Below are 12,260 nucleotides of genomic sequence, written 5' to 3' on the forward strand. Positions count from 1 at the left end.
GTGAAGAAAAAAATCAGTTTATTGGGACTTGTCCTCATCCTGACGCTTAGCTTATTCACAGGGTGCAGCAAGTCTGAGACGACAGAATATGACCAGGCAGAGCTCGAGCAGTATGCTGACTTTATCATACAGAATTTCAGCGCCATGACCGAGGAACAGATGGAGAGTTTTCAGGATATGTCAGAACTGGAACTTGATCTGACTCTGCTCAACACAGGAGTACCGGTCACAGGAGAGAGTTTTCTCGGAATGATCGATGCGTGGAACGCCGGTATGGAGGAATGCGGCACATTCGTTGACCGGGGCGAATATACGATGGAAATGACAAATGACGGACCGGTCCTGACTACGGAAGGCAATTTCGCAGACCGGGATGCAACACTGGAGTTTGCTTTTGATGACAAAGGAAATATGGGAAGCCTTACAGTGAGTGCGTCTTACACAACCGGTGAGATCCTGCAGAAAGCAGGATTGAATACCGTGCTCGGTATGGGAACGACATTTGTCGTACTGATCTTCCTGTCATTTATCATCTGGCTTTTGAAATATATTCCGGTACTCGAGAAAAAATTCCGGAAGAGTCCGGCTCCGGCAGTGGAAGCACCGCAGGCGGCAGCTGTTCCGGCAGCGGTCCCGGAGATCGAGGATGATGTGACAGACGATACAGAGCTGGCGGCAGTGATCGCGGCGGCAGTCGCGGCGTCTGAGGGCACGTCCCCGGATGGTTTTGTGGTAAGATCGATCAGGAGAAGAAAATCAAATAAATGGAATTAATGAGCAGGAGGATTGCAAAATGAAAAATTATACGATTACAGTAAATGGAAACGTCTATGATGTGACAGTGGAAGAGAAGGGCGCAGGCGCAGCGCCGGCTGCAGCTGCGGCACCGAAAGCACCGGCAGCGCCGAAGGCACCTGCACCGGCTCCGGCGGCAGCGCCGAAAGCGGCAGGAGCCGGAAGGATCCAGGTAAAAGCCGGAGCAGCGGGGAAGGTATACCAGATCCCGACAGCAGTGGGACAGAGCGTGCAGGCGGGAGACACTGTCGTGATCATCGAAGCGATGAAGATGGAGATCCCGGTCGTTGCCCCGGAAGCGGGAACCATTGCCAGCATTGATGTGGCAGTAGGCGACGCCATTGAGGCAGGAGCAGTACTCGCTACATTAAACTAGTTACTCACCAGGAGGTTTGACAAATGGAATATATAATAAATACAATGGGGAATCTGGTAGAGCAGACTGCCTTCATGAACCTGACGGTGGGGAACCTCATCATGATCGGCGTTGCCTGCCTCTTCCTCTATCTGGCGATCAAGCACGGCTTTGAGCCTCTTCTGCTTGTCCCGATCGCCTTTGGTATGCTTCTGGTAAATATCTATCCGGATATTATGATCGCGCCGGAAGAAGCGTCTAACGGGACAGGCGGACTTCTGTATTACTTCTATCTGCTTGATGAATGGTCGATCCTTCCGTCTCTGATCTTCCTCGGAGTCGGGGCGATGACAGATTTCGGTCCGCTGATCGCGAACCCGAAGAGCTTCCTTCTCGGAGCGGCTGCGCAGTTCGGTATCTTTTCGGCCTATCTGGGAGCCATGGCTATGGGATTCTCGGACAAGGCAGCGGCAGCGATTGCCATCATCGGCGGAGCTGACGGACCGACATCTATCTTCCTTGCAGGTAAGCTGCAGCAGACGGCGATCTTAGGACCGATCGCAGTGGCAGCGTACTCTTACATGTCGCTCGTGCCGATCATCCAGCCGCCGATCATGAAGCTCCTTACCACAGAGAAAGAGCGCAAGATCAAAATGGAGCAGCTCCGTCCGGTATCCAAGCTGGAGAGGATCCTCTTCCCGATCATCATCACGATCGTTGTCTGCGTGATCCTGCCGACGACAGCTCCGCTGGTTGGAATGCTCATGCTCGGAAACCTGTTCAAAGAGTGCGGCGTGGTAAGACAGCTTACAGATACCGCGGCAAATGTCCTGATGTATATCGTCGTGATCCTGCTCGGAACATCCGTAGGCGCTACGACAAGTGCGGAGGCCTTCCTGAACATGGATACGATCAAGATCGTGATCCTCGGCCTGATCGCATTTGCTTTTGGTACAGCAGCCGGAGTCGTGTTCGGAAAGCTTATGTGCTGGGCGTCCGGCGGCAAGGTAAATCCGCTGATCGGCTCGGCGGGCGTGTCAGCCGTGCCTATGGCGGCACGTGTCTCCCAGAAGGTGGGTGCTGAGGCTGATCCTACGAACTTCCTTCTGATGCATGCGATGGGACCGAATGTGGCCGGCGTCATAGGTACTGCGGTCGTTGCCGGGACATTCATGGCGATCTTTGGCGTTAAGTAATAGATTTGGAGGACAGAGAAATGGCAGAAATGGAAAAGAAACCAGTTAAGATTACAGAAACGATCCTGCGAGATGCTCATCAGTCACTGATCGCTACAAGGATGACAACAGAGCAGATGCTCCCGATCATCGACAAGATGGACAAAGTGGGATACCACGCAGTAGAGTGCTGGGGTGGCGCTACATTTGACGCATCCCTGCGTTTCCTCAAAGAGGATCCGTGGGAGAGACTGAGAAAGTTCCGCGACGGCTTCAAAAATACAAAGCTTCAGATGCTTTTCCGCGGACAGAATATCCTTGGCTACCGCCCGTATGCGGATGACGTGGTTGAGTATTTCGTGCAGAAATCCGTGGCAAACGGCATTGATATCATCCGCATCTTTGACTGCCTGAATGATATCCGTAATCTTCAGACAGCAGTTACAGCGGCAAATAAAGAAAAGGCACATGCACAGGTGGCAATGTCCTATACACTCGGCGATGCGTATACACTGGACTACTGGGTGGATCTCGCAAAACGGATCGAAGATATGGGCGCAAATTCTATCTGTGTAAAGGATATGGCAGGTCTTCTCTGCCCGTATCAGGCGACAGAGCTTGTGACAGCGCTGAAAGAAGCGGTTGATATCCCGATCGAGATGCATACTCACTATACGTCCGGTGTTGCTTCCATGACATATATGAAGGCTGTTGAGGCAGGCGCGGATATCATTGATACAGCAATGTCACCGTTTGCGCTTGGCACATCCCAGCCGGCGACAGAGGTTATGGTGGAGACCTTCAAGGGAACTCCGTATGATACAGGACTGGATCAGCAACTTCTCTCCGAGATCGCGGATTACTTCCGTTCGATCCGTGACGACGCGCTTGAGAGCGGCCTGTTAAATCCGAAGAACCTGGGCGTAAATATCAAGACTCTCCTTTATCAGGTGCCGGGCGGTATGCTCTCAAACCTGACATCCCAGCTGAAAGAGCAGGGAGCTGAGGACAGATTTTATGATGTGCTGGAGGAAGTTCCGCGTGTGCGCAAAGACCTGGGCGAGCCGCCGCTTGTCACACCGTCTTCACAGATAGTGGGAACGCAGGCAGTGCTCAACGTCCTGATGGGCGAGCGCTATAAGGTGGCGACAAAGGAGACAAAAGATATCCTTGCAGGAAAATACGGCGCGACAGTAAAACCGGTAAACCCGGATCTGCAGAAGAAGATTCTCGGGGAAAACGCGGAGATCATTACGTGCCGTCCGGCGGATCTCATCCCGAACGAGCTGGATACGCTCCGCAAAGAGTGTGAGCAGTGGATCCAGCAGGATGAGGATGTGCTGACATACGCACTCTTCCCGCAGGTAGCTGTAGATTTCTTCAAATACAGACAGGCACAGCAGACAAAGGTCGACGCAACGGTGGCGGACACCGAGAATGGCGCCTATCCGGTATGATCCGATAAATAGTAAAAGCAGGTTTAAAATGAGAGGACTGATCCCTGAGAGGATTGGTCCTCATTTTCTATTTGTACAAGAAGATGTTTGGTGTTATTATATATAAGATTTGAAAACAGAGAGTAAATGAATTTTTCTATGACGGGAGGATTCCTGATGCAAGTTACGGACAGGATCGCTGCCCTGCGCGGCGAGATGGAGAGGGAAGGGATCGATATCTGGATCGTCCCTTCGGCGGATTATCATCAAAGTGAGTATGTGGGCAGTTATTTTAAGACACGCCAATATATGACAGGATTTACCGGCTCGGCAGGTACCGCTGTATTTACAAGAGACAAAGCCTGCCTGTGGACGGACGGCAGATACTTTATACAGGCAGAAAACGAGCTGAAGGGGAGCGGGATTGTCCTCTGCAGGATCGGGGAGCCGGAATGTGATACGATCGAAGCTTTTTTGAAAAAAGAACTTCCGGAAAACGGTGTTATCGGTTTTGACGGAAGGACTGTGGGTATCGGAGAAGGAAAGCACTATGAAGACCTGGCTGCTTTAAAGAGCGGGACAGTTTCCTGTGAGCTCGACCTTGTCGGGCGGATCTGGGAGGACAGACCCCGGATGCCGGAAGAAAAGGCGTTTGCCCTTGATGAAAAATATACAGGAGAAGGCGTTGCGTCGAAGCTGGGACGCGTGCGCGGAAAAATGGAGGAACTCGGGGCGGATATCCATCTCCTGACAAGCCTGGACGACATTGCCTGGCTGCTCAATATCCGGGGGAATGATATCGCGTACTGTCCCCTGGTCTTAAGTTATCTGATCTTGTACATGGATAGCGGGATACTTTTTGCGGATGAGGAAAAGTTCTCTTCAGAGATGAAGGCGGCGCTTACGGGAAACGGCATCCGGATACGCCCGTATGATGAGATCCGGGAGGCGGTTTCAGCACTTCCAGCCTCATCCTGCGTCATGCTCGATCCGGACAGGGTGAATTATGCGCTGTACAGAAGGCTCCCGGAAAATATAGAGGTCAGGGAAGCAGAAAACCCTGAAGTCCTGATGAAATGCATGAAAAACGATACGGAGATCGAAAATACTAAAAAAGCGCACATAAAAGACGCGGTGGCTCATACCAGATTTATGTACTGGCTGAAAAAGAATATCGGAAAACAGGAGATCACGGAGATATCCGCGGCCGAAAAGCTGGAGGATTTTCGCAGGGAGCAGGGAGGATACCTGGAGGCGAGTTTTGAGCCGATCAGTGCTTTTGCGGAGCACGGCGCGATCGTGCATTACAGTGCTTCAGAAGAGTCGAATGCTGTTCTCGTCGAGGGAAAGCTTCTGCTGACAGACACCGGGGGCCATTATATGGAAGGGTCAACGGATATCACGCGGACAGTGGCTCTGGGAGAAGTCTCCCAGAGGGAAAAAGAAGATTTTACTCTGACTGCCCGGGCAATGCTCCGGCTGATGAACACAGTGTTTCTTCACGGGTGCAGCGGAGCAAACCTGGACTGCATCGCGCGGGAGGTGTACTGGAAGAAGCGGATGAATTTTAATCATGGGACAGGACACGGAGTGGGGTACCTTCTCAATGTACATGAACCGCCTGTGAATTTCCGCTGGAAAGAGGGAAAGACGCCGGCGCCGGTCCTGGAAAGGAATATGGTGATCACAGATGAACCGGGGATTTATATAGAAGGATCCCACGGTATCCGTCTTGAGAATGAGCTTCTCGTGTGCGAGGACGAAAAGAATGGATACGGGCAGTTCATGCACTTTGAACCGCTGACTTTTGTTCCCATTGATCTTGATGCTCTGCTGCCGGAGCAGATGACGGAAGAAGAGCGGAACATGCTCAATGATTATCATAAGAAAGTCTTTGGAGTTGTCGCACCTTATCTGAGTGAAGAGGAAAAGATATGGCTAAAAAAATATACAAGACCTGTCTGAGATTTCCCTGTGGGATGTTATGCGTAAGAAATATTGATAGAGCCGGGAAAGATCCGGCGGGCAATTAAAATAAAGGATAGAATATAACAGTATGGAAACAGCAGAAAATACGACAAATGAATTGATCCTCAGGATTGAAGAAAAGTATGCAAAAATGAGTAAAGGACAGCGCAGGCTGGCAGATTATGTATGTAAAAACTATGATAAAGCGGTATTCCTGACAGCGGCGAAGCTGGGAGAGACCGTAGGGGTCAGCGAGTCTACGGTCGTCCGTTTTGCCATCCAGCTCGGATACAAGGGGTACCCGGGATTTCAGAAGGCTTTGGAAGAACTGGTGAGGAATAAGCTGAATTCGATCCAGAGGATGGAGGTCACGTATGGTCGGATCAGCCAGAGCGAGATACTGGAGACTGTCCTGCATTCGGATATCGAGAAGATCAAACAGACCCTTTCTGTGATCGACCACAAGGCGTTTGATCTTGCCATTGATACAATCCTTAGCGCAAAACGGATTTACGTGATCGGGATCAGGAGCTGCGCTCCGCTGGCTTCATTTCTCGGATTTTATCTGAATCTGATCTGTGAAAACGTAACAACAGTGGCCACGAACAGTTCCAGCGAGATATTTGAGCAGCTGATACGCATTAATGAGAAAGACGTGATCATTGGGATCAGTTTCCCCAGATATTCCATGCGTGCCTTAAAGGCTCTGGAATTTGCCAGCAACCGGAAGGCGAAGGTGATCACACTGACAGACAGCATCCATTCTCCCATGAACCTGTATTCTTCCTGCAACCTGATCGCGCGCAGCGACATGGCGTCTATCGTGGACTCCCTTGTCGCGCCTTTGAGTGTGATCAATGCCCTTGTCGTTGCACTGTGCATGAAAAAGCAGAAAGAGGTTGTCTCAACACTGGAAACACTGGAGCAGCTCTGGGGGGAATACCAGGTGTACAGCGGCGATGAGCTGAATCCGGTGAGCGGTCCGTTTTCTGTAAATGGGATGGAAAAGGCAGACGGGACTGCAGGAGAACAGGAAAAAGGAAAGAAAGATGGAAAGGAAGCCCGGGCAGATGAATAAGATCCTTGTGGTGGGCGGCGGTGCGGCAGGAATGATGGCAGCGGTCACCGCGGCCCGGAACGGAAAGAAAGTCCTTTTGATCGAGAAGAATGAAAAACTGGGAAAGAAGCTGTTCATTACAGGTAAAGGGAGGTGCAATATCACAAATGCCGCGGATATTGAGGACCTCTTTTCCGCGGTGGTCAGCAACCCGAAATTTCTGTACAGCAGCTTTTACAGCATGACAAATGATCAGGTCATAGATTTTTTTGAGGAGCTGGGTGTGAAGACAAAAGTGGAGAGAGGCGGCAGAGTTTTTCCCGAATCCGACCATTCTTCTGATGTGATCCGGGCACTGGAACAGGAAATGAAACGGCTCGGGGTCGAGATCAGACTGAGGGCGGAAGCAGAGAAAATCCTTGCAGAAGACGGCAGGGTGACAGGAGTCCGCCTCTCTTCCGGAAAAGAATTGCATGCTGACGCAGTCATCATCGCGACGGGAGGGATCTCGTATCCTTCCACCGGTTCTACAGGAGACGGATATCGGTTTGCGAGAGAGTGCGGGCATAAAGTGGCAGACCTTTCCCCGGCGCTGGTCCCGATGGAAGTAAAAGAGTGGTATGCCAGAGAATTAATGGGACTGTCCCTGCGTAACGTTGAGATACGGATCACTGACGGAAAGAAAAAACTGTATGAAGAGTTCGGAGAAATGCTCTTTACTCATTACGGAGTGACCGGCCCTGTGATATTGAGCGCCAGCAGTATCGTCGGGAAAAAGCTGAGAGAACATCCTCTGACACTCCATATCGATCTGAAACCCGCACTTACGGAAGAACAGCTGGATAAAAGGATGCTGCGGGAATTTGAAGCGAACCATAACCGGCAGTTCAAAAATGCGGTCGACAGTCTCTTTCCTTCAAAATTGAAACCAGTGATCGTTGAACTCTCCGGCATCCAGGAAGACAAAAAAGTAAATGAGGTCACAAAAGAAGAACGCCTGCATTTTGTGCGCCTGATCAAAGATTTCAGCATGACTCTCACAGGCATGCGGGGATATAATGAGGCGATCATCACAAAAGGCGGCGTGTCTGTAAAAGAAATCGATCCGGGGACCATGGAGTCAAAACTTGTCAATGGGCTCTATTTTGCCGGGGAGGTGCTTGATCTGGATGCTGTGACCGGAGGTTATAATCTCCAGATCGCGTGGAGCACGGGATATCTGGCAGGGCTGAATGCATAAATTCCTTGTGCATCAGTCTCTCCCGGGGTATACTGGATTTAGTTTTATATGAGGAGGACATTATGGGTTATAACGTAGCAATCGACGGACCGGCCGGCGCCGGAAAGAGCACGATCGCAAAGCTGGTCGCAAAAGAAAAGGGTTATATATATGTAGATACCGGAGCCATGTACAGAGGACTTGCGATCCATTTCCTGAAAAAGGGAGTCAGCGCGGATGATAAAGAAGCAGTGGCAGCTGCCTGCAGAGATGCGGAAGTGACGATCGGATATGAGGACGGGATCCAGCAGGTTTATCTGAACGGAGAGAATGTGACATCCATGCTCCGCACAGAAGAGGTCGGCAACATGGCTTCCAGGACATCGGCGATCCCCGCGGTGCGGGAAAAGCTTCTCGAACTCCAGCGCAGTCTTGCGAGGACACAGGATGTGATCATGGATGGCAGAGATATCGGGACGAATATCCTTCCGGATGCGGATGTAAAGATCTATCTCACTGCGAGCGTGGAGACAAGGGCAAAGCGCAGATATGATGAGCTGAGAGAAAAGGGTGAGGCATGTGATCTGGAATCTATCGCGCATGATATCAGGGAACGCGACGAGCGCGATATGACAAGAGAGATCGCGCCGCTGAAACAGGCAGAGGATGCAGTGCTCGTGGACAGTTCAGATATGACGATACAGGAAGTGGTGGATAAGATCTGCTCTTACTGTAAATAAAGGAGATTCCAGAAGATGAAGGTGATCAAGGCAAAGACAGCCGGATTTTGTTTCGGTGTAAAGCGTGCCGTGGATACGGTTTATGAGCAGCTGGATTCCTGTGATGATAAGATCTACACATATGGTCCGATCATCCATAACGAAGAAGTGGTGAAGGATATGGAGAGCAAAGGGGTCGTCGTGCTCCGTTCGGAAGACGAACTGGACAGGCTCTCCGGCGGGACAGTCATTATCCGGTCCCACGGAGTGGAAAAGAGGATCTATGATAAGATGGCTGCCAGAGGAATACGCATTGTAGATGCAACATGTCCGTTTGTAAAGAAGATCCACGATATTGTAAACAGGGAAAGCGCTGCCGGAGCACATATTGTTATCATAGGCAATCCCGCGCATCCCGAAGTACAGGGGATCAGGGGCTGGGCAGGCGACAGGGTTACTGTCATCTGTGATATGGAAAGTGCCCAGAGTATTGGATTCGAAAAAAATGAAAAGATATGCGTGGTTTCACAGACGACATTTAATTACAATAAATTTAAAGATTTAGTTGAAATTATCAAGAAAAAGAGTTATGATGTAAGTGTTTTAAATACAATCTGCAATGCTACAAAAGAACGCCAGACAGAGGCAAAAAGCATCGCAGAATCGGTGGATGCTATGATAGTTATTGGCGACAAACATAGTTCCAATACCCAGAAGTTATTTGAAATTTGCCGGATGGCATGTAACAATACGTACTATATTCAGACACTTGACGATTTGAATTTGAATCAATTAGGGTCAGTGGAAACAGTAGGTATTACAGCAGGGGCATCCACGCCCAACAATATAATTGAGGAGGTTCAAAATAATGTCAGAGTTATCTTTTGAACAGATGTTAGACGAGTCATTCAAAACAATTCACAACGGGGAGGTAGTTGAGGGTACTGTTATCGATGTAAAGTCGGATGAGATCATCCTGAACATCGGCTATAAGGCTGACGGTATTATCACAAAGAATGAATATTCCAACGATCAGTCCATCGACCTGACAACAGTCGTTTCCGTTGGCGACACAATGACAGTCAAAGTTCTGAAAGTGAATGACGGCGAAGGACAGGTCCTTCTTACATACAAGAGACTTGCCGCTGAGAAAGGAAATGAGAGACTGCGCGAGGCTTATGAGAATAAAGAAGTCCTCAAGGCAACAGTTACACAGATCCTTGGCGGCGGTATCTGCGCGACAGTCGATGAGGTCAGAGTATTTATCCCGGCGAGCCTTGTATCTGATTCCTATGAGAAGGATCTCAGCAAATATGAAGGCCAGGAGATCGAGTTCGTGATCAGCGAGTTCAATCCGAGAAGAAACCGCGTGATCGGTGACAGGAGACAGCTCCTCGTAGCTGAGCGTGCAGAGAAGCAGAAAGAGCTTTTCGCAAGACTCCAGATCGGCGACAGGATCGAAGGAACTGTTAAGAATGTAACAGATTTCGGTGCATTTGTTGACCTCGGCGGCGTTGACGGCCTGCTCCACATTTCAGAGATGTCATGGGGAAGGGTTGACAATCCGAAGAAAGTATTCCATGTTGGCGACAAACTGACAGTTCTCGTAAAAGATATCCATGATACAAAGATCGCGCTCAGCCTGAAGTTCCCGGAGACAAATCCGTGGGTGAACGCAGCAGAGGATTTCGCGGTTGGAAAAGTTATCACAGGCAAAGTTGCCAGAATGACAGATTTCGGCGCATTTGTTGAACTTGCTCCGGGGGTAGATGCACTGCTTCATGTATCCCAGATCGCAAGAGAGCATGTTGATAAGCCGTCTGATGTACTTTCTATCGGACAGGAGATCACTGCGAAGATCGTTGACCTCAATGAGGCGGAGAAGAAGATCAGCTTAAGCATGAAAGCTCTTCAGTCTGAGCAGACAGAAGAAGCTGAAGCTGCCGAGCCGGCGGAAGAGACTGCTGAGGAAGAATAATATCTTTATTAACGAAGATCACAGGGCGATATAGCATATGTATCGCTCTGTTTTTTTGTTAAAAAATGGACGATCCATCTGGAAAATAGCATGATGTATCCGGATGATACATGATTTTTACTGTAGGATCTCTGGATTTTAGAAGAACAGTTTAATATAATGTTTATAAATTGGTTCATAGATCACTTTAATTGCTTTAGCGGATCATCCGCGGAGAAAGGAAGGGAAGAATGGGACTTCTGACATTTAAGGGCGGGATACATCCGGATGACGGGAAGCGGTTTTCGAAAGACCAGCCGATCCGGCGTCTCCTGCCGGAAGGGGAACTGGTATATCCGCTGTCTCAGCATATCGGGGCCCCGGCTAATCCGTTGGTAAAAAAGGGGGACCGTGTGTTAAAAGGACAGATGATCGCCGCGGCGAGCGGGTATGTGTCTGCTCCTGTCCATGCCTCGGTCTCCGGCACTGTCAAAGGGCTGGAACAGAGATTCAGTCCATCCGGGACAAAGACAGAGTGTATCGTGATCGAGAATGACGGCAGTTATGAGGAGATAGGATATGAGACTGTGAAGCCGCTTTCTGAAATGACACGTGGGGAAATCCTTGACAGGATCGGAGAATCTGGCATCGTGGGCATGGGCGGGGCCGGATTTCCGACGAGAGTAAAGCTTTCGCCCAAAGAGCCGGAAAAGATCGATCATATCATTGCCAACTGCGCGGAATGCGAGCCGTATATCACCGCGGATTACCGCAGGATGCTGGAAAATACAGAAGAATTGATAAGCGGAATGCGGGTTGTATTATCACTGTTTCCGAATGCAAAAGGTATCTTTGCGGTGGAGGATAATAAAAAAGACTGCATTGAAAAGCTGAGATCCGCCGTTTCAGATGAGCCTCGGATGAGTGTGGAAAGGCTTGTGGCAAAGTATCCGCAGGGCGCAGAGCGGCAGCTGATCTACGCGGTGACAAAGCGTGCGGTTAATTCTTCCATGCTTCCGGCAGATGTAGGGTGCATTGTTGACAATGTAGAGACATTGATCAATATCCATTATGCTGTTGCAGAGGGAAGGCCCCTGACGGAACGCGTGGTGACAGTGAGCGGGGATGATATCGCGGCTCCGGGCAATTTCTTAGTGCCGCTGGGTATCAGCCATGAGGAGCTGATCAAAGCAGCCGGCGGATTTATCGTTCCGCCTCGAAAACTGATCTCTGGCGGACCGATGATGGGTTTTGCCATGGTGACTGCAGATGCGCCTGTGACAAAAACGTCTTCCGCTCTGCTCGCCTTTAAGGAAGACGCTGTGGCGAAAGCACAGGAGACAGCGTGCATTAACTGTGCAAGATGCGTAGAGGTCTGTCCGAGCAGGATCATACCGTCCAGGCTGGCTGACCTTGCACTGCGGCATGATGAGGACGGATTTGTGGCAATGAACGGGCTGGAATGTGTGGAGTGCGGGTCGTGCAGCTATGTGTGCCCGGCGAAAAGGCCGCTGAAGCAGGCGATCGGATCCATGCGCAGGACTGCGCTGGCAAATAAGAGAAAGAAATAAGAGAGGAG

General features: G+C 50.1%; 11 protein-coding genes. All 11 read left to right on the forward strand.

Annotated features, from left to right (window positions below; translation table 11 throughout):
* The 11 genes from B5G27_RS00670 to rsxC all read left to right on the forward strand — a co-directional run bounded on the left by B5G27_RS00670 (position 1) and on the right by rsxC (position 12,252).
* A complete protein-coding gene (locus B5G27_RS00670) occupies positions 1 to 774 on the forward strand; it encodes an OadG family transporter subunit (RefSeq protein ID WP_087177065.1) in 774 nt (257 codons plus the stop codon).
* 19 nt (positions 775 to 793) lie between these two features.
* Positions 794 to 1,171, forward strand: coding sequence for an acetyl-CoA carboxylase biotin carboxyl carrier protein subunit (locus B5G27_RS00675; RefSeq protein ID WP_087177066.1), 378 nt, complete (start codon positions 794 to 796; stop codon positions 1,169 to 1,171).
* Between the two features lie 23 nt (positions 1,172 to 1,194).
* Positions 1,195 to 2,346 carry a sodium ion-translocating decarboxylase subunit beta gene (locus B5G27_RS00680; RefSeq protein WP_087177067.1) on the forward strand — a complete coding sequence of 384 codons (1,152 nt, stop codon included), beginning with the start codon at positions 1,195 to 1,197 and terminating at the stop codon, positions 2,344 to 2,346.
* Between the two features lie 20 nt (positions 2,347 to 2,366).
* Complete coding sequence (locus tag B5G27_RS00685; RefSeq protein ID WP_087177068.1) at positions 2,367 to 3,782, forward strand: oxaloacetate decarboxylase subunit alpha; 1,416 nt, start codon at positions 2,367 to 2,369, stop codon at positions 3,780 to 3,782.
* A gap of 156 nt (positions 3,783 to 3,938) precedes the next feature.
* Positions 3,939 to 5,726, forward strand: coding sequence for an aminopeptidase P family protein (locus tag B5G27_RS00690; RefSeq protein WP_087177700.1), 1,788 nt, complete (start codon positions 3,939 to 3,941; stop codon positions 5,724 to 5,726).
* Positions 5,727 to 5,817: 91 nt separating this feature from the next.
* Positions 5,818 to 6,807 carry a MurR/RpiR family transcriptional regulator gene (locus B5G27_RS00695; RefSeq protein ID WP_087177069.1) on the forward strand — a complete coding sequence of 330 codons (990 nt, stop codon included), beginning with the start codon at positions 5,818 to 5,820 and terminating at the stop codon, positions 6,805 to 6,807.
* Entirely contained in the window at positions 6,800 to 8,026 is a 1,227-nt protein-coding gene (locus B5G27_RS00700; protein WP_087177701.1) for an NAD(P)/FAD-dependent oxidoreductase, read from the forward strand. The genes B5G27_RS00695 and B5G27_RS00700 overlap by 8 nt, the downstream gene beginning before the upstream one ends.
* Positions 8,027 to 8,088: 62 nt before the next feature.
* Positions 8,089 to 8,745, forward strand: a complete 657-nt coding sequence (gene cmk, locus B5G27_RS00705) for a (d)CMP kinase (RefSeq protein ID WP_087177070.1) — start codon at positions 8,089 to 8,091, stop codon at positions 8,743 to 8,745.
* 15 nt (positions 8,746 to 8,760) lie between these two features.
* Entirely contained in the window at positions 8,761 to 9,612 is an 852-nt protein-coding gene (gene ispH, locus B5G27_RS00710; RefSeq protein ID WP_087177071.1) for a 4-hydroxy-3-methylbut-2-enyl diphosphate reductase, read from the forward strand.
* Positions 9,593 to 10,702, forward strand: a complete 1,110-nt coding sequence (gene rpsA / locus B5G27_RS00715; RefSeq protein ID WP_087177072.1) for a 30S ribosomal protein S1 — start codon at positions 9,593 to 9,595, stop codon at positions 10,700 to 10,702. Before ispH ends, rpsA begins: the two co-directional genes overlap by 20 nt.
* 230 nt (positions 10,703 to 10,932) lie before the next feature.
* Positions 10,933 to 12,252 carry an electron transport complex subunit RsxC gene (gene rsxC, locus B5G27_RS00720; protein ID WP_087177073.1) on the forward strand — a complete coding sequence of 440 codons (1,320 nt, stop codon included), beginning with the start codon at positions 10,933 to 10,935 and terminating at the stop codon, positions 12,250 to 12,252.
* The last annotated feature ends 8 nt before the right edge of the window (positions 12,253 to 12,260 follow it).

The organism is Lachnoclostridium sp. An76 (genome assembly GCF_002161355.1).
In the GTDB taxonomy this organism is placed as follows: domain Bacteria; phylum Bacillota; class Clostridia; order Lachnospirales; family Lachnospiraceae; genus Mediterraneibacter; species Mediterraneibacter caccavium.